We start from the raw sequence: 18,318 nt of genomic DNA, 5'->3' as shown, positions 1-18,318 counted from the left end.
TCTGTTTTGTTATATAATTTACAGATGATGCATCAAATTGTAATTATAAAAGTTTGAATGCTAAAAGTTAAGGACTAAAGTACTGGTGGGAGTGTACCGAATGGCAGCGTTGATTAAATTTTTTCAGCATCCTGGGGTCAGGCGTTTTTCAGTTTTTGTTGTATTGGCGGGAGTTTTATATCTGTTCCGCAGCATGATGAATCTCATATTGCTCACATTTATCTTTACGTTTTTGATGAACCGTCTGGAAAATGTGATCCGCGGTTTTTTAAACCGCTTTATTAAAGTCAGCCAGAGACTGATTATTTCCTGTTTGTATGCGGCTCTTGCCATCGCGCTTTCGATCGGCGGTGTGGTCTATTACCCCGTGATCGTCACCCAGATTCAGCAGCTGATCAAACAAGGAAAGTATATTGCTTCTCACCCTGACAGCATTCCTTTTCTCGATATGATCACCGGTATGTTCGGCGATATCAATTTGACATCCTATTTGGAAAAAGGTCTTAACTTTATCTATACATATATCACAGATATTAGCGCGTTTGGCCTGCAGGTGGTTATGTCATTGGTTCTCAGCATGTTCTTATTGATCGAAAAAGACAAGGTCTTGAGCTTAATGGATAAATTTAAGACGAGCAAAATAGCCATTTTCTACGAGGAAATTGCTTACTTTGGTAAAAAATTCACGAGAACGTTCGGAAAGGTGCTTGAGGCTCAGTTTATTATCGCCTCCATCAATTGCGCATTGACGACCATTGCCCTCGCGATTATGGGTTTTCCTCAGCTATTCGGCCTTGCCGTCATGGTGTTTTTCCTCGGGCTGGTTCCGGTCGCAGGCGTTGTGCTCTCCCTTATTCCGTTAAGCATTATCGCCTACAGTATCGGCGGAATCGCTTATATCGTATCACTGGTATTGGTCATCATGATCGTCCATGCGATAGAGGCCTATTTCCTCAATCCGAAACTAATGTCCGCCAAGACGGAGCTGCCGATTTTCTTCACGTTTATCGTGCTGATTTTTTCTGAACATTTCATAGGGATTTGGGGTTTAATTATCGGTATTCCGATATTTGTTTTCCTGCTTGATATCCTTGATGTCACAAGTCAAGAGAAAAGCCGAACAGCGGGCACCGGAAAATAGCATATATGTAAATCAGAAAATTTGGTTTACATATTTCGAATTTTCAGGTATAACTGTTATATAACGAAATAGCGCCACACGTTTAATCCTTTAGTAGGAGTGGGGGACCCGATCATTTGGGGTGAATTTTTCTGTTCCCGTGCGAACTGAAAGACGGACATCTCTTCGTCCGAACCCGTCAGCTAACCTCATCAACGTGAAGAGAGTCATGTGGAACCAATTTTAATGGTAAAAGCCCATGGGAGATCTCTCATGGGCTTTTTTTGGAAAGGGGAGACATGTTATATGAAGTTAGCAACAAAAATTATTATCGCTCTATTACTCGGTGCAGTCGTCGGTATTATACTGAACGTCACTTCGCCGGATTTATTTAGCAAGCTTAATACATTTTTATTCGGGCCGCTCGGCACGATCTTCCTCAACTTAATTAAAATGCTCGTTGTACCGATTGTTTTCTTTTCTCTCACTTTAGGGGTAGCAGGACTTGGAGATCCAAAGAAACTTGGCAGGATCGGTGCCAAAACGATTTCTTTCTTTTTAGTTACAACTGCAATTGCCATTATTATCGGACTTATTTTAGCGTTGGTCATCAAACCGGGAACCATCGGAACGTATGATACAAGCGCAGCGGAATATTCAGCTGAGAAGGCGCCGAGCATTGCCGAAACGCTTTTGAATATCATTCCGACAAACCCGGTTCAGGCAATGGCTGAAGGAAATATGCTGCAAATCATTGCTTTCTCCATTTTGGTCGGTCTCGGAATTACGATGCTCGGCAAAAAAGCGGACGCTCTTCTCAAAGTGGTTGAACAAGGTAACGATCTCATGATGTATCTCGTCAATCTCGTGATGAAGTTCGCGCCGTACGGTACATTCGGCTTGATTGCCGGGGCGATCGGAAGCCAAGGCTGGGACGCCATTAAAGCAATGGGGCTTTATATGATCGTCGTCATTCTGGCGCTTTTCATACACACCATCGTCACATACGGCGCAGCGATTGCGTTTTTGGCAAAGCGGAACCCGCTCACATTCTTTAAAGATTTTTCAGAGGTTATGCTTGTTGCCTTCAGTACGTCAAGCAGCAACGCGACGCTTCCGGTTTCGATGGATGTCGCTCAAAGAAAGCTGAAAGTGCCAGAGCCGATCTCAAGCTTTGTTCAGCCGCTTGGAGCTACGATCAACATGGATGGCACGGCGATTATGCAAGGGGTAGCGACGGTCTTTATCGCTCAGGTGTACGGCAATGACCTGTCACTGACACAGCTGTTGATGGTTGTTCTCACCGCAGTGCTTGCCAGCATTGGAACAGCGGGTGTACCGGGTGTCGGACTGATTATGCTCGCCATGGTTCTTCAAACAGTTGGCCTTCCAGTTGAGGGAATTGCGCTAATATTGGGAATTGACAGACTTCTGGACATGATTCGTACGGCTGTCAATACAACAGGCGATGCAGCATGCGCTGTCATCGTCACCGAGACGGAAAAGAAACACGGCAAAATCGAAGCCCCTCATAGTGAAGTGTCCGTGTAACTCAAAAATGATATAATCAAACAGTGCCTTTTCGGCACTGTTTATTTTTTTGGGAAAGAGGAGGGGGCTATGACAAAGCAGCCTGTTTTACATATAGAAAATGTTGATAAAATCATAGACGGCAAAACGATATTGAAGGATATCCGCTTAACGGCGAATGAAGGGGAGATCATCGGCCTGCTTGGTCCGAACGGATCAGGAAAAACGACCCTCATTAAATTGATCACCGGGTTAATTAAAATGAAGAGCGGATCAATTGTCATAAACGGCTTTCCGATTGACCGCCAATTTGAAAAAGCGATCCGATCGGTCGGAGCCATCGTTGAAAATCCTGAATTTTATCCGTATCTGACAGGCTATGAAAACCTGAAACACTACGCAAATATGCACGCTGGAATCGGTCGGGATAGACTGGCGGAAGTGATCAGCAGGGTCGGGCTAGAAGATGCCGCAGAAGACAAGGTCAAAACATACTCGCTCGGGATGAAACAGCGCCTCGGTATTGCCCAGGCGATTCTTCACCGTCCGAAGCTGCTGATTTTGGATGAGCCGACGAACGGATTGGACCCGGCGGGAATGAAAGATTTCCGCGAGCATCTGCGTGAGCTTGCCGAAGAAGAAGGAACGGCGATCCTGTTTGCGACCCACTTGCTGAAGGAAGTGGAAGATTTGTGCGATCGGGTCGTCATTCTTCAACAAGGGAAAATCAAATCAACCGTCGTCCTCAATGATGCAGATGAAAAGCAGGAAAAGGCGATGCTGGAGGTACAGCCCTATGACAAAGCGCTTCAGTGGCTGAAAGACCAGGGATACGAAGCCCGCGCCGAAAAAGGTTTGCTCGCCGTAAAGGTCGCGAAAGCGCAAATTCCTGCTTTAAATCAACAGCTTGTCGCCAATGAGATTGACGTCTATTCGATCGCTCCGTTTAAGCAGTCTCTTGAGGATGAATATATGGCGCGGACGAATGGAACGGAAGAGAGGAATACTGATGTTTAAACTGATTCAAAACGAGCATGTTAAATTGCTGAAGCGAAAAGTAACATTTGTATCGCTGGCGCTGATCGCAGTCTTTCAATTTCTCCTCGCGCTCATAACGAAAAGAATCCTGATGAGCGCCGGGACAGAGGATCATTTCATCGGCTATTTTTCATTCACCCCAAACCTGAATATCCTCTTGCAGGGGCTTTCGATTGTGGTGGCGGCTTCAATTATATCTTTTGAATATGATAAAAAGACGATCAAATTTTTGCTGATCCGCCCTGTCAGAAGAGAAAAAATTCTTGTTTCAAAATACGTGACGAGCGTGCTCGCAAGCATTTGGCTCTTTATCATTTACTACGGATTTTCTTTATTGTTCGGTCTGCTCTTTTTCGGCGTGAAGCTCGACGAAAAAGCGGAGCCGCTCTTTATCAATACGGTGACAATGATCGGTACGCAGTGGTTTGAAGTATGGATGATGGTTTCCTTTGCGTTTTTATGCTCTGCATTGTTTAAAAGCAGCGCGCTCAGCATCATGGTGTCGATCGTCGTGCTGTACGGCGCCAAAATGCTTGTGACGATCATGTCTTATTTGGAAAAACCGCTCGGTAAATTTTTGTTGTTCGCTAATACTGATTTAACGCAATACGCCGGTGAGGCCAAGCCGCTTTTTAGCGGGATGACGCCTTTGTTTTCACTCGTCATCGTCTTTCTCCATCTCGTGTTTTTTCTCGGAACGGCGTGGTGGGCCTTTTGTAAACGCGATATGAAAGTATAAAATATTTTGTCTAAAGTGTGACAAAAGGAATGACATTTTTGTGAAATATGTCGTAATTACCGTGTGAATTTCCTATTCTAAATTATAATTTTAGGATAAGGGAATGGGGGATGAGACATCCATGAAAAAATTTATTACGGCATTGCCGATTGTATTGCTGTTGTCATTTTCATTTGTTTCTTTTGCCTTTAATTTCGATCATCTTGTCTATTTTAGACTTGCGCTCGGGCTCTTTTCGCTCGCAGGTTTGTTTCTGCTATATAAATTGAAAAACGGCGTCCGCTTCTTTATGGCGTATCTTTATGGAAGCTGGGTCGTGCTGGCCGGAATCGCCGCATATGAAGAACCGCTTTTTTCCGATTTCTTCTTCGGCGGTCTCACGATCACGATGGGCTACTTAACCTACATGCTGATTTATCTCGGTATGAAGGTTGACCGTCGCGGCGGTCAAGCCGTTTAGTCAAAAGCGCACCTCGCTGAAGGTGCGCTTTTTTGTTTTGCCAAGGGTATCATTTGCACAACAAGCCGTGAACGAACTATAATACTTATTAAATCTATCGGAATTTGGTCAGGAGGATGCCGGTGTGTGTTCAATATTTGTGAAAACGGAAAGGCAGCAGGAATGGCTCGGTAAAATCGGGAAACTGGCGGATGAATTTGAGAAAACAGCAGCGTATTATGACGAACATGCCCAATTTCCCGCAGAACATATTCAAAAGCTGCGGGATTCAGGCTACACAGCGCTGACGGTCGGAAAAGAATACGGGGGAGAAGGCATTTCACTCTACGATATGCTTTTGTTTCAGGAACGGCTTGCCAAAGGAGACGGACCGACAGCTCTCAGCATCGGCTGGCACTTGAGCGTGATGGGAGAACTGGCGGAAGGAAACAGCTGGGACCGGCATGTGTTTTCATCGATTTCAAATGAAGCATTAAAGGGCGCGCTGATCAACAGAGCTGCAAGTGAAGCGCAGACGGGAAGCCCGACAAGAGGAGGACGCCCCGGAACCCATGCGGTTAAAAAGAATGGCGGATGGATTGTAAACGGACGTAAAACATTTACAACGATGTCTCCGGTTCTCGACTACTTTCTTGTCACCGCTTGGATTGAAGAGAAGCAAACGATTGGCGTTTTCTTGATCCATAAAGATGCGGAAGGCTTGGCAATAGAAGAAACGTGGGATATGGCGGCGATGAGGGGTACGGGAAGCCACGATTTGGTGCTGACCGATGTCCGTCTCGACGAATCCATGCTTGTCGAGCTGTTGGCGGGTAAAAGAACGGATAAAGTCAACGGCTGGCTGCTTCATATACCGGCTGTTTATCTAGGTATCGCGCAAGCAGCGAGAGATTATGCCGTCCAATTTGCAAAAGACTATCAGCCGAACAGTTTGAAAGGTCCGATTAAAGAAGTGCCTGCTGTTCAGCGTCATATCGGCGAAATCGATTTGGAACTCATGAAAGCCCGCCACTTTATGTATCATGTCGCAGAGCTTTATGATGACCCGGAGCGCCGCGCCTTTTTAACAGGTGAGCTTGGAGCGGTTAAACATACAGTAACGAATACGGCCATTGCTGTCGTAGACAGGGCGATGAGAGTCGTCGGAGCGAAGAGTCTGGCGAGAACGAACCCGCTCCAAAGATTCTATCGCGATGTCCGGGCGGGCCTCCACAATCCGCCGATGGATGATGCGACAATCGGCAAGCTTGCTGGTATTGCATTCAGTGAATAGTAAAAAAGAAGCCGTTCAAAATGAGCGGCTTCTTTTTTAAGTTTGTTTTGCTTTAGACATTGCCAAAAGGCGGTTCTCGTGTCTGCGGTCGATCTTGTCATAAATGACTTCCATTTCTTTCGGGTTCTTGGCGATTTCTTTCTTATATTCTTCGACAAGCTGATGAAAGGTTTTAATCTTCCGTTTTGACATGATTATCCGCCTTTCTTGTTGGATTGGTATTCGCTTTCGAGTTCGCTTAAAGACAATTCGTAAAGGTGGCGCTCTTCTTTTTTATATATGCCAAGCTGGATAAGCCGCTGAATGAGTTGTTTCTTTCTCATTTCCACCGCTTTCTTTAATTGAGGGGCCATGTGATCACCTCGTCAACCATTAGTGATATTGATAATCATTATCAATAAAGGATATTATACTAAATAGTATCACCAAATGTAAAGAGACATCCTTAAAATAATATTGAAAGAAATTGAAAAATATGAATTATTATCCAAAAACGTATATAAAAAAAGAAGCCGACAAGGGCTTCACAACTAGAAAAAATAATTGCAAAATAGGAACAAAAAACATTCTACCTGAATATAAAAAACGAATCAAGAACTTTTTGCGAAATTTCGACATTTTCGTTTCCCGGGAAATACTCGTGTCGAATTATTAATGAAAGCTCACTTTTATGAAACAAATATTGCTGCTGTCCCGTCTTGTATAAAAAGGACATGGGCGCTCCCATGTCCTGCGGTTCAGACAAAAAATCAGAACTTTAAACGAATTAGCTAATATGTTCAGCCAGGAACTCGTTCACTTCTTCAGGTGTTTTGGCATTTGCGCTGTGAAGGTGACCCGTTTTTTCGCCGTTTTTGAAAATCAACAGGCTTGGAATGCCCATGACCTGATACTTATCGGCAAGTTCAGGAAGATCGTCTTTATTCAGCTCATACCAGTCATTTTCCTGATAAGCCTCAAGAATGTCTCCAATGAACATGTTCATGCGTGTGCAGTCCGGGCACCAGTCAGCATAAAATTTGACGATGATTTCTTTATCGGATTGGATCAGTTCATTAAATTGTGCTTCTGTTGTGATTTTTTTCAATTGCAACCTCTCCTTTTCAATGCCATTTTAATATAAAATGAAAAGGATTTACATACAAATGCTTTTTATATGCTGTTTTTAGACCGTATTAAAATAATTAGATCATTTTCCCGGGAAAGTGATAAGATAGTAAAGATGAATCCAGTGGGGGGAGTACGAATTGAAGACAAGATTAGGATTGGTATACGGCGGAAAATCAGCGGAGCATAACGTTTCTCTGCAAACCGCGCTGGCCGTCACGAAAGCATTAGATACTGAAAAATTTGATATACACCCGATTTATATAACAGAAAAAGGCGAGTGGGTGAGAGGGCCGCAACTGACAGAACCGGTTTCAAATGTGAAAATGCTTCAGTTTGAACAGACGGGCCAGACATTTTCTCCGGCATTGCTGAACCGCGATATGTTTCCGGGCGAAGCTGATGTAAAAGAAGACTCGATTGATGTTGTTTTCCCGCTTTTGCACGGACCGAATGGGGAAGACGGCACCATTCAAGGCATGCTTGAACTATTGAATGTGCCATATGTGGGCAACGGAGTCTTAGCTTCCTCTGCGGGCATGGATAAAGTGGTCATGAAGCATCTGTTTGCACAGGCAGGGCTTGACCAGGCGAAATACGTTTCATTTGTGAAAAAAACATGGAGTCACTCCAAAGAAGAAAGCTATGATCAAGTGGAAGCTGAGCTTGGTTATCCGTGCTTCGTAAAACCGGCTAACCTTGGATCAAGCGTCGGGATCAGCAAATGCAGAAACCGTGAAGAGCTTGACCAAGCCTTTGGGCTTGCATTTCAATATGACCGGAAAATTGTCGTTGAAGAGGGCGTCATCGGCCGCGAAATAGAACTCGGCGTTCTGGGGAATGATGAACCTGTCTGCTCAGTCGCGGGGGAAATCGCTCCGAAGAAAGATTTTTATGACTATAAAGCAAAATATGAAGACGGCGACACTGATTTGATTATTCCGGCTTCCCTGACAGAGGACGAATACGAAACAATGCGCAGCATGGCGGTCAAAGCGTTTCAGGCGATTGACGGCTCAGGCCTTGTGAGAGCGGACTTTTTCCTTACAAACGAAGGCAGGGTCCTGATCAATGAAGTCAATACGATGCCGGGATTCACACCGTTCAGCATGTTCCCGCTTCTCTGGAAGCAATCAGGGGTTGAGTATGCTGAACTGATTGAAAAACTTGTCGCTTTGGCAATCGATCGGCACGAAGAAAAACAGCAGATCAAACATACATTTTAACGGGACGGAGCGGACCGAATCCGGGGGAAAGCGGTTCGCCCTTATATACAGCTGCAGACACTATCCTTATTTGTGGTAGTGTCTCTTTTCCTTGCTGGAGAAAGAGAGGGACATACATGATAACGAGAACGGTAAAAGAAATTGCTGAAATGTCGGAAGGCGTTTTGACGAATGAAGCTTTTGAAGGGCGTCTCGTCAAAGGCGTCTCAACCGATTCGAGAAAACTGGCGAAAGACCAACTGTTTATTCCGCTTGCAGGCGAGCGGTTCAATGGTCACGTTTTTGCAGAGCAGGCTTTTCAGGAAGGCGTCGCAGCCGTGCTGTGGAACCGGAGCGAACCGAATCCTCCGGAAGGGAAGCCGGTCATTTTAGTTGACGATACGCTGGAAGCGCTGCAGAAGCTTGCGAAGGCATACAGGCATCAGCTGGACGTGAAAATCGTCGGCGTGACCGGTTCAAATGGGAAAACGACGACAAAAGACATGATTCATGCTGTGTTGGGCACCGAGTATAAAGTGCATAAGACAGAAGGAAACTATAATAACCACATCGGCCTGCCCCTGACGATTCTGGCGATGCCGGAAGATACGGAAATCGCCATTTTGGAGATGGGGATGAGCGCCAAAGGGGAAATTGATTTTCTGACACGTCTGGCGCGTCCTGATATCGCCGTCATCACAAACATCGGCGAATCGCACCTCCTTGAACTCGGATCAAGAGAAGGAATTGCAGAGGCAAAGCTCGAAATTGTCAATGGGCTTTCAAAAGAGGGCACACTCATTTATATCGGAGATGAACCGCTGCTCGCCGAAAGGCTGAACCAGCCGCCTTACGAGACAAAGACGTTTGGAGAGGATCCGGCTTTCGACTATCAGCTTGAGGATATGACGCAGACGGAAGAGGGCACGGCATTCCGCGTCAGAGGGATCGAAAACCGGTTCTTCATCCCGGTGCTCGGAAAGCATAATGTGAAAAACGCTTTAGCTGCGATTGCGGCCGGAGACCTTCTGAATGTCAGCAGGACTCATATTGCAGAAGGGCTGACGAAACTGAAAGTGACCGGTATGCGGCTTGAGCTTGTAAAGACACGGGCCGGCGTTGCGATCATTAATGACGCCTATAATGCAAGTCCGACATCGATGAAAGCTGCGATCGAGCTTGTCGACCAGATGAAGGGATACGGCAAGAAAATGCTCGTTCTCGGCGATATGCTGGAGCTCGGCGAAGGAGAGAAAGCGTTTCATGAAGACATCGGGCAGGCAGTCAATCCGGACTCAATCGACTTTTTATTTACGTACGGGGATCTCGGTGCATATATTGCAAAAGGGGCGCTTAAACATTTTCCCGAACACCGCGTCCTTCATTTCAACCCGGAAAACAAAGACGGTTTGAAAAAGATATTGAAAGAAAAAGCGAATACAGGGGATCTGATCCTTGTCAAAGCGTCCAGAGGCATGCGTCTTGAGGATGTTATAAAAGATTTGTAAGGGAACATTGAATCATAAAGTCGTTTTTTATGTGATCATCAGTAAAAGAAAACGGGTGAATGGTCATGATAGGATGTTTATGCATTCACGGATTTACCGGAGCACCGTATGAATTGGAACCGCTGGCTTCTCATTTAAAACAAACGGCCGATTGGCGAGTCGAAATGATCACGCTGCCCGGGCACGGGGAGATGCCGGTTTTAAAAGGCGTCTGTTTTCAGGAATGGATCGCTTGCGCAGAAGTGGAGCTTGTCCGTTTGTTGAAAACGTGTGATACGGTATTTTTAATCGGATTTTCAATGGGCGGGATGATTGCCGCCTATTTAGCCGGAAAATATCCGGTCAGCCGCCTTGTCCTGTTGAGCGCGGCTGCCCAGTACATCAGCCCGGGACAGCTGATCCAGGATTTGAAGAATGTGATCAAAGATTCTTTGCAAGGCAAGCTTGAGGATAATCTGCTTTACAAAAGGTACAAACAAAAGCTGACAAGCACCCCGGTGTCTTCAGCATTTCAGTTTCGCAAGCTCGTTAAGATGACAAAGCCTGCTTTGAAAAACCTCCGCATCCCTGTGCTCATTGTTCAGGGGGAATGCGATTCAATCGTGCCGCTGTCAAGCGCGTATTATCTTTATGAAACCATACCTTCCGAAGAGAAAGAGCTGTGCCTCTTGCCGGAATCCAAGCACCATGTCTGCCTTGAAGAAAACTCCGCTGTCCTCTTTCAAACCGTTGAGGCGTTTCTCAAAAAAACGCCGATTGAATCCATAAAAAAATAAATAATTGAACGGCAATCTGCAAAAAATAATCGGGGATGCGGGCAGAGAAAAATGAGTGTATGCTGTCGAAAGCCGCACAAGCCTGTGTTACAATGTGTAAAAGACGTCAACAGGCGGGCTTGACGTTTCGCGGACGGTTGTCCCAGAGGTCTATAGATGGCTGCCGAACCGGCGAGAGAGCACACTGCTCATTTTCATCTTGTTGAAAAACGTATAACGGAATGGTAATATAACATGTAAAGTAATTCGGGCTTTGCATAAGTATGGACCTGTCCTTTGCACAAAGGGCAGTTTTTATTGATAAAACACGATTACTGAAACAGTAAGCAGAAGGAGTTTGAATACATTGACAATAACGTTTCAAGATTTTCAATTAAGTTCTGATCTCACAAAAGCGATCAAGCGTATGGGATTTGAAGAGGCAACACCGATTCAGGCACAAACGATTCCGCTCGGCCTTGCAAATAAAGATGTGATCGGACAAGCGCAAACGGGAACAGGAAAAACGGCTGCATTTGGCATCCCCCTTGTTGAGAAAATCAACCCCGAGTCTCCTAACATTCAAGCCATTGTTATCGCACCTACTCGTGAATTAGCCATTCAAGTTTCTGAAGAGCTATATAAAATTGGACAGGATAAACGCGCTCGCGTGCTGCCGATTTACGGTGGACAGGATATCGGACGCCAGATTCGCGCGCTTAAGAAAAATCCTCATATTATCGTCGGAACACCTGGCCGTTTGCTTGACCATATCAACCGCCGCACAATGCGTCTTCAAACAGTGAACACCGTTGTGCTTGATGAAGCGGATGAAATGCTGAACATGGGATTCATCGAAGATATCGAATCCATCCTTTCCAATGTGCCCGCTGAGCATCAAACATTGCTGTTTTCTGCAACAATGCCTGCTCCGATTAAACGGATTGCAGAACGTTTCATGACCAACCCGGAGCACGTGAAAGTGAAAGCGAAGGAAATGACAGTATCAAACATTCAGCAGTTCTACCTTGAAGTACATGAACGCAAAAAGTTTGATACGCTGACACGTCTTCTTGACATCCAGTCTCCTGAACTGGCGATTGTATTCGGCCGGACAAAGCGCCGCGTCGATGAACTAACAGAAGCGCTTAATCTGCGCGGTTATACAGCTGAAGGAATCCACGGCGATTTGACTCAGGCGAAGCGAATGGTGGCACTCCGGAAATTTAAGCAAGGCGCAATTGAAGTGCTCGTTGCGACAGACGTTGCGGCGCGTGGCCTTGATATTTCAGGGGTAACGCACGTCTACAACTTCGATGTGCCGCAAGATCCTGAAAGCTATGTTCACCGCATCGGAAGAACGGGACGCGCAGGCAAAACAGGAATGGCGATGACCTTCATTACACCGCGCGAAAAAGACATGCTCCGCGCCATCGAGCAGACGACAAAACGCAAAATGGACCGCATGAAAGCACCGACTCTAGATGAGGCGATTGAAGGACAGCAGCAGGTGACGGTTGACCGCCTCCGGACGATCATCGAGGAAAATAACCTGAACTTCTATATGACGGCTGCAGCGGAATTATTGGAAGACCATGATTCTGTGACAGTTGTTGCGGCTGCCATTAAAATGATGACCAAAGAGCCGGACAACACGCCTGTCCGTTTGACGGAAGAGGCTCCGCTCAGAACGAAGCGAAATAAAAGTCACCACCCCCGTTCATCAAAACGCAGAGACGGCGGCGGCTACAGAGGAAAGAACAATCGTTCATCTTATGATAAAAAGCGTTCTTCGAATGACAGACGCCAAAAAAAATCATATAATTCATAATCAAAAGGCGGATCCTTTTTTACGGATTCGCCTTTTTTTAAAAACGAAAGTCTTTATCCGAAACATTTTCAGCCTAAGACCGTAAATAGAACTAGATTGGGGGAATCGAGTTTTGAGAAGCGAGCCGAAAAATCAAATAAGCCGCGATGGCGTAAAAGTCTGGAGAATTACAGCTTGTATCACATCATTCGTTTTAATGCTGGCTGCAGCAGGCCTTGTTGCCGCAGGGTTGATATTTAAATGGCCGGTATGGATCGGCATTTTGTCAGCAGCCGTTTGGCTGGTGATTTCATTTGTCATCATTATTATTATTCCGAATATCCGCCACAGAATATGGCGCTACGAAGTCCATGAGAACGAAATCGATATTCAGCACGGCATCTTTGTGGTGACCCGCGTGATCGTTCCGATGGTCAGAGTCCAGCATGTTGATACATCGCAGGGCCCCATCCTCAGAAAATATAATCTCGCCTCCGTGCAAATTTCAACAGCCGCGACGACCCATTCCATTCCCGCTCTGGATGTTGAAGAGGCGGATCAGCTCAGGGACTCCATTTCCAGGCTGGCAAGGGTGACTGAAGATGATGTCTGAACCGAGACGCATGCACCCCGCCGCCGTCATTCTCAACTTTATCAAAGGCCTTGTTGAGACCGTTAAAAACTTTATCATTCCATTTGGCGTAGTGCTTTTTTTAAATCAGTCGCACACAGTCAAAATGCTGGCGATCGCCGCGGCCGTGCTGTTTTTCATTGCTTTGGTCGTGACGAGCATCATCAAGTGGAGCAAATTTACATACCGTATCGAAGAGGATGAATTGCGAATAGAGGAAGGCCTGATTAATAAGAAAAAAAGGTATATTCCGATCGAACGGATTCAAACGATCAACACGAGCGCTGGCCTCATTCAGCAAATATTCAAGCTGGTGAAGCTTCAAGTCGAAACGGCAAGCGGAGGAACGGAAGCGGAAGTTTCCTTGGTCGCCATTACCCAGGCAGAAGCCGAACGTATTCAGCAAGCGCTTTTCGAAAGGAAAAAAGCGGTGGAAGGCACTGGAGCCGATGTCACGGATCCGCAGGAAGAGACTGCTGCAGAGGCGGAGGAAACAGCGGAAGAACCGCAAATGATGTACAAAATGACCGGGCAGGAGCTTTTAACTGCAGCGTCAACATCAAGCGGGATCGGCGTCATTATTTCAGGGGTATTCGCTTTTTTCACTCAAGTCGACGACTTCTTTGATTTGGACTGGCTGTATGACCGTTTTGCTTTTTTGAATAGCGCTGGAGCGACTGTCATCGCCTTAGCTGCTTTTGTTGCCCTTTTCATTGCATGGCTTCTCAGCATTGTCGGGATGCTTTTGAAATACGCGAATTTTACAGTCGTGCGTAAAGAGAAAGAAATCGTCATTTCCAGAGGGCTGATTGAAAAGCATCAAATCACGATTCCGCTGCAGCGGATTCAAGCGATTAAAATTAAGGAGAGTCTGATCAGGCAGCCTTTTGGACTTGCAGCCGTCACGATCGTCAGCGCAGGCGGAAACGTTTTGGAAGAAGATAAATCAGCCGTCCTATTTCCGATTATCAGCAAAAAAATGATCAAACAGCGCCTCGGAGAACTCATTCCGGATTATGCGCCGGAAGACGATTTGAACCGCTTGCCGAAACGCGCACTGCGCCGTTATATCCTGCGCTCATCCTGGCCGGTCCTCGCCGTCGTTCCGCTTTCTATTCTGTTTCCGCCGTGGGGCTATTTGTCCGCTGTATTGATTCCTTTTTACTGGATCATCGGCTACTTATCATACCGCGATGCCGGCTGGAAGATCAGCGGCAGCAAAATCATCATGTCATCGCGCTTCATCGGCAGAACAACCGCTGTCATTCAGCGCAGGCGCATGCAGGTGTTCGAAGTCAGCCGCTCGTATTTCCAGCGCAGAAGACAGCTTGTTTCGATCCATACATCAACAAAATCATCTGCTTTAATGGAGAAGTTTTCGGTGGCTGATGTCGAGGAGAAAGATTCGGACGATATTTTTGCATGGTATTCTTATGAAAAAAGAGTGAACGGTTAAAAGCCGTTCACTCTTTTATTTAACAACGGAGGAGCCAGAGCGAGTCCGCCCAGCAGTCCGAAGATGTGCGCCATGATATTGATATTTTGGTTGACAAACGTCATCAAAACCGAAATGGCGAGGATGGTGACGATGATTTGGGAATTGGCGCTTCCCATCAGCTCTTTTCTAAACAGCACGATGTACAGGTACACACCGAACAATCCGAATATCGCTCCTGAAGCACCGACATGCATATACTCCAGCGGTTCGATGAAATACGTGCCGATATTGCCGATCACTCCTGTGCCAATATAAACGATGAGAAACTTGAGTTTCCCGAGCATTCGTTCCAGCCCGGGGGCAAATAAAAAGATCGACATCGAATTAAAGAGCAGATGGCCGAACCCGGCGTGAATAAAGATCGGTGTCACAAACCTCCACCATTCTCCATTGGCTATCCCCCAGTTAAATCCAATCAATAAATCAGACCACATCTGTACGGCCGTCAACGGAAGTAAAAAAAGAATCCAGATGGCAAGCTGCAGGGCCAGTATGGCGGATGTGACCGGGTAGAGCCTGATAAACGTCTGAAAATTTTCTGTTCTGATAAACATGCTTATGATTTAAGCCCCTTTACAATGATCTCGTACATATATAGTAACACGTTTATGAACAGGCAGCGGCGATTAGTACGGAGGAGAAAAATGATTTTGAAAGGTTGTCATGCTAGTCTGCATATTGTCTGAGACACGCTCATATATTGGGTAGTGCAATAAGGGAGACGAGTCGTTGCAGGCTTTTATGGTACGCACGCCGATACAGCCGGCCCTGTTCTTATGGCGTACCGTTAAAGTCGAACAAGCGGTTTCTTCCTTTTTACATCAATGATTAAAAAGGGGTTGAAAAAAGGTGAGAAAAAGCTTTGTTTTGCTTTTAACGGGGCTGCTTGTAATCCTTATGCTTTCTGCCTGCGGCCAAAAATCGCAAGAAGATGTTGTGACGGGGCTCGACAAGAAGGCAAAAGAATACACGTCCTATAAGGCAAAAGCGAAAATGACGATTGAAACGGGAAATGAACCGCAGGAGTACAATGTGGAAATCTGGCATAAAAAACCTTCTCTTTACCGGGTCTATTTGGAAAACCCGAAAAAAGACCAGAGCCAGGTGATCTTGCGCAATGAAAACGGCGTGTTTGTTTTGACTCCGTCGCTGAATAAAAGCTTCCGCTTCCACAGCGACTGGCCTAATAACAGCAGCCAAGTATACTTATTCGAATCGCTCGTAAAAGATGTCAAAAATGATGGGGAAGCTTCTTTTTCCGCAAAGGATTCAAAATACATTTTTGAAACGAAGACGAATTATCAGCATAATCAGATGCTGCCGACCCAGGAAATCGTTTTCCATAAAAAAAACATGGCTCCTTCATCGGTTAAGGTGATGGACACGGACCGCAAACCGATGGTAAAGGTTGAGTTTACAAGCTTTGAATTCGATAAGCCGCTCGATAAAGACGCATTTGATGAAAAGAAAAATATGACGCTGTCTCAAATTGACGTAGCGACAAGCGCGGACGTGTCAGACTCTTTCGCCGTCAAAACGCCGCTCGATGTGCCTCAGGGCGTGAAAAAGCTTGAGGAGAAAGAAATGGCGACTGAAGACGGCAAACGAATCGTCATCACATACGGCGGTGAAAAGTCCTTTACATTGATTCAGGAAAAAGCCCGCGTCGCCAAAACATCTACTTCTGTGTCCATGAACGGAGAGCCGGTTGACCTCGGCTTCACGGTCGGCGCACTGACGGATAAATCGTTGTCATGGACTTATGACGGAGTCGACTATTTCATCTCATCAGAAGACCTTTCTCAAGATGAACTTCTGATGGTTGCCAAAAGCATGCAAGGCCAGTCTTCAAAATAGACTGTGCCTATCCAGCAGCCTGTTTTCCGCCCGGAAGCGGAAAGCAGGCTGTTTTTATATTTCCGGGGCAAGCGTATGTTTTCGACAGTTTTTCCGTAAAATGTATAGCGTGCCAGCAATTTTTCTCTTGTTCTGGGCAGTTGTTCCCGTACAAAATTTCCCTTTCTCCGAACTTTTTAGTATGATGGGAAGGACGATTGAAACAAGGAACAGGAAGTGTCATGATGAGCTTAAAACCATTCTATAGAAAGACATGGGCCGAAATCGATTTAACGGCTTTAAAAGAAAACGTGCGCAATATGAAGCGGCACATCGGCGAGCATGTCCACTTGATGGCCGTCGTTAAAGCGAATGCCTACGGACACGGGGATGCACAGGTAGCGAAGGCGGCTCTTGCAGAAGGGGCGTCCATTCTTGCTGTGGCTTTACTGGATGAAGCGCTTTCGCTGAGAGCGCAGGGGATTGAAGAACCGATTCTTGTCCTCGGCGCAGTGCCGCCCGAATATGCCGGCATTGCCGCGGAAAAGCGCATTACCGTGACGGGCTACTCAGCCGGCTGGCTGAAAGACGTGCTCGGTTTTCTCGGTGAGACCGAAGCTCCTCTTGAATATCATTTGAAGATCGACACGGGTATGGGCCGCCTTGGCTGCAAAACGGAAGAAGAGATCAAAGAAATGATGGAGATGACCGAATCGAGCGATAAACTCAATTGTACGGGCGTGTTCACTCATTTCGCGACGGCGGACGAAAAGGACACCGATTATTTCGACATGCAGCTTGACCGCTTTAAAGAATTGATCAGCCCTCTCCCGCTTGACCGTTTAATGGTGCATTCGTCAAACAGCGCCGCGGGTCTGCGCTTCAGGGAACAGCTCTTTAATGCCGTCCGCTTCGGCATCGGCATGTACGGTTTGGCGCCGTCAACCGAAATAAAAGACGAGCTGCCGTTTCGTCTGCGGGAAGTGTTTTCGCTTCATACCGAACTCACCCATGTGAAAAAAATTAAAAAAGGCGAGAGCGTCAGCTACGGGGCGACATATACGGCCAAACGCGACGAATGGATCGGGACAGTTCCCGTCGGGTATGCTGATGGATGGCTGAGGCGCCTGGCCGGGACGGAAGTGCTGATCGACGGAAAACGCCAAAAAATAGCAGGGAGAATCTGCATGGACCAGTTCATGATTTCCCTCGCCGAAGAATACCCTGTCGGCACAAAGGTTACCTTGATCGGGAAGCAAAAAGACGAATGGATTTCAGTCGACGAAATCGCCCAACATTTGCAGACGATCAATTATGAAATTACCTGTATGATAAGTTCAAGGGTGCCCCGTATGTTTTTGGAAAATGGGAGTATAATGGAAATAAGGAATCCGATCTTGCCTGATCAATCCTGAAAATTGATGAATTAGCGGAAAAACAACTTTGCTTGCGAAAAGAATAATGATATCATTATGGATGGAATGGATAGAGTGTTGTATCCGTAAGTTTGGTGGAGGTGTATGTTTTTGTCTGAATCCAGCGCAACAACTGAAATATTGATTCGCTTGCCAGAAGCTTTAGTATCAGAACTGGATGGTGTCGTCATGCAAGATAACGGGAGCAGAAATGAACTGATTTACCAAGCCACAAAAATGTATTTGCGCGAGCGCAAAAATCGACAAATTCGGGAATCGATGAGACGCGGTTATATGGAGATGGCCAAGATTAATTTGAACATCTCTTCTGAGGCTCAATTTGCAGAGTATGAGGCTGAAAACACAGTAGAGCGCTTAGTAAGCGGAGGATAA

At 46.1% G+C, this 18,318-nt stretch carries 19 protein-coding genes and 1 riboswitch; of the genes, 15 read left to right on the top strand and 4 right to left on the bottom strand.

The genetic code is table 11. From position 1 onward, the window contains the following. Window positions 1-100 precede the first annotated feature (100 nt). The 6 genes from M1E06_RS18915 to M1E06_RS18890 all read left to right on the top strand — a co-directional run bounded on the left by M1E06_RS18915 (window position 101) and on the right by M1E06_RS18890 (window position 6,160). Window positions 101-1,141: an AI-2E family transporter gene (locus M1E06_RS18915; protein ID WP_043054075.1), complete on the top strand. Its 1,041-nt coding sequence runs from the start codon at window positions 101-103 to the stop codon at window positions 1,139-1,141. A 69-nt stretch (window positions 1,142-1,210) separates the two neighbouring features. Beyond that, window positions 1,211-1,352: riboswitch (cyclic di-AMP (ydaO/yuaA leader) on the top strand. Between the two features lie 74 nt (window positions 1,353-1,426). Continuing rightward, window positions 1,427-2,671, top strand: coding sequence for a dicarboxylate/amino acid:cation symporter (locus tag M1E06_RS18910; RefSeq protein ID WP_043054076.1), 1,245 nt, complete (start codon window positions 1,427-1,429; stop codon window positions 2,669-2,671). A 69-nt stretch (window positions 2,672-2,740) separates the two neighbouring features. Continuing rightward, window positions 2,741-3,667, top strand: coding sequence for an ABC transporter ATP-binding protein (locus tag M1E06_RS18905; RefSeq protein ID WP_043054077.1), 927 nt, complete (start codon window positions 2,741-2,743; stop codon window positions 3,665-3,667). After that, a complete protein-coding gene (locus M1E06_RS18900) occupies window positions 3,660-4,427 on the top strand; it encodes an ABC transporter permease (protein ID WP_023857879.1) in 768 nt (255 codons plus the stop codon). The genes M1E06_RS18905 and M1E06_RS18900 overlap by 8 nt, the downstream gene beginning before the upstream one ends. A 121-nt stretch (window positions 4,428-4,548) precedes the next feature. Then, window positions 4,549-4,887, top strand: coding sequence for a hypothetical protein (locus tag M1E06_RS18895; RefSeq protein ID WP_023857878.1), 339 nt, complete (start codon window positions 4,549-4,551; stop codon window positions 4,885-4,887). 124 nt (window positions 4,888-5,011) lie between these two features. Beyond that, window positions 5,012-6,160, top strand: a complete 1,149-nt coding sequence (locus M1E06_RS18890; RefSeq protein WP_216904324.1) for an acyl-CoA dehydrogenase family protein — start codon at window positions 5,012-5,014, stop codon at window positions 6,158-6,160. Between the two features lie 36 nt (window positions 6,161-6,196). On the opposite strand, the gene fbpB is transcribed toward M1E06_RS18890, so the two are convergent. The 3 genes from fbpB to M1E06_RS18875 form a co-directional block, all read right to left on the bottom strand. Continuing rightward, window positions 6,197-6,352 carry a Fur-regulated basic protein FbpB gene (fbpB, locus tag M1E06_RS18885; protein ID WP_023857876.1) on the bottom strand — a complete coding sequence of 52 codons (156 nt, stop codon included), beginning with the start codon at window positions 6,350-6,352 and terminating at the stop codon, window positions 6,197-6,199. Between the two features lie 2 nt (window positions 6,353-6,354). Then, window positions 6,355-6,513 (bottom strand): Fur-regulated basic protein FbpA, encoded by a 159-nt coding sequence (gene fbpA / locus M1E06_RS18880; protein WP_023857875.1) that lies wholly within the window; start codon window positions 6,511-6,513, stop codon window positions 6,355-6,357. A 413-nt stretch (window positions 6,514-6,926) separates the two neighbouring features. Then, a complete protein-coding gene (locus M1E06_RS18875) occupies window positions 6,927-7,247 on the bottom strand; it encodes a thioredoxin family protein (RefSeq protein WP_003179104.1) in 321 nt (106 codons plus the stop codon). 160 nt (window positions 7,248-7,407) lie between these two features. On the opposite strand from M1E06_RS18875, the gene M1E06_RS18870 reads away from it, so the two are divergent. The 6 genes from M1E06_RS18870 to M1E06_RS18845 all read left to right on the top strand — a co-directional run bounded on the left by M1E06_RS18870 (window position 7,408) and on the right by M1E06_RS18845 (window position 14,632). Beyond that, window positions 7,408-8,493 carry a D-alanine--D-alanine ligase gene (locus tag M1E06_RS18870; protein WP_043054078.1) on the top strand — a complete coding sequence of 362 codons (1,086 nt, stop codon included), beginning with the start codon at window positions 7,408-7,410 and terminating at the stop codon, window positions 8,491-8,493. Between the two features lie 116 nt (window positions 8,494-8,609). Then, window positions 8,610-9,980 (top strand): UDP-N-acetylmuramoyl-tripeptide--D-alanyl-D-alanine ligase, encoded by a 1,371-nt coding sequence (locus tag M1E06_RS18865; RefSeq protein WP_043054079.1) that lies wholly within the window; start codon window positions 8,610-8,612, stop codon window positions 9,978-9,980. A gap of 65 nt (window positions 9,981-10,045) precedes the next feature. Further along, window positions 10,046-10,756: an alpha/beta hydrolase gene (locus tag M1E06_RS18860; protein ID WP_023857871.1), complete on the top strand. Its 711-nt coding sequence runs from the start codon at window positions 10,046-10,048 to the stop codon at window positions 10,754-10,756. A 346-nt stretch (window positions 10,757-11,102) separates the two neighbouring features. Further along, the gene (gene cshA / locus M1E06_RS18855; protein WP_023857870.1) at window positions 11,103-12,566 is read left to right on the top strand and encodes a degradosome RNA helicase CshA; all 1,464 of its coding nucleotides are present in this window, start codon (window positions 11,103-11,105) and stop codon (window positions 12,564-12,566) included. Between the two features lie 112 nt (window positions 12,567-12,678). Continuing rightward, window positions 12,679-13,158, top strand: a complete 480-nt coding sequence (locus M1E06_RS18850) for a PH domain-containing protein (protein WP_035337159.1) — start codon at window positions 12,679-12,681, stop codon at window positions 13,156-13,158. Then, complete coding sequence (locus M1E06_RS18845; protein ID WP_035337157.1) at window positions 13,148-14,632, top strand: PH domain-containing protein; 1,485 nt, start codon at window positions 13,148-13,150, stop codon at window positions 14,630-14,632. Before M1E06_RS18850 ends, M1E06_RS18845 begins: the two co-directional genes overlap by 11 nt. On the opposite strand, the gene M1E06_RS18840 is transcribed toward M1E06_RS18845, so the two are convergent. Further along, window positions 14,629-15,228: a rhomboid family intramembrane serine protease gene (locus M1E06_RS18840; protein ID WP_023857867.1), complete on the bottom strand. Its 600-nt coding sequence runs from the start codon at window positions 15,226-15,228 to the stop codon at window positions 14,629-14,631. The genes M1E06_RS18845 and M1E06_RS18840 overlap by 4 nt on opposite strands. Before the next feature lie 343 nt (window positions 15,229-15,571). Between M1E06_RS18840 and M1E06_RS18835 the strand changes: the two genes are divergently transcribed. The 3 genes from M1E06_RS18835 (at window position 15,572) to M1E06_RS18825 (ending at window position 18,318) form a co-directional block, all read left to right on the top strand. Then, a complete protein-coding gene (locus M1E06_RS18835; protein WP_164468292.1) occupies window positions 15,572-16,531 on the top strand; it encodes a LolA family protein in 960 nt (319 codons plus the stop codon). A gap of 224 nt (window positions 16,532-16,755) precedes the next feature. Beyond that, window positions 16,756-17,925 carry an alanine racemase gene (alr, locus tag M1E06_RS18830; RefSeq protein WP_023857864.1) on the top strand — a complete coding sequence of 390 codons (1,170 nt, stop codon included), beginning with the start codon at window positions 16,756-16,758 and terminating at the stop codon, window positions 17,923-17,925. 111 nt (window positions 17,926-18,036) lie between these two features. Further along, window positions 18,037-18,318, top strand: a complete 282-nt coding sequence (locus M1E06_RS18825; RefSeq protein ID WP_006638778.1) for a CopG family ribbon-helix-helix protein — start codon at window positions 18,037-18,039, stop codon at window positions 18,316-18,318.

It is taken from the genome of Bacillus sp. AK124 (assembly GCF_053903085.1).
This window is presented reverse-complemented; position numbering and strand designations above follow the sequence as displayed.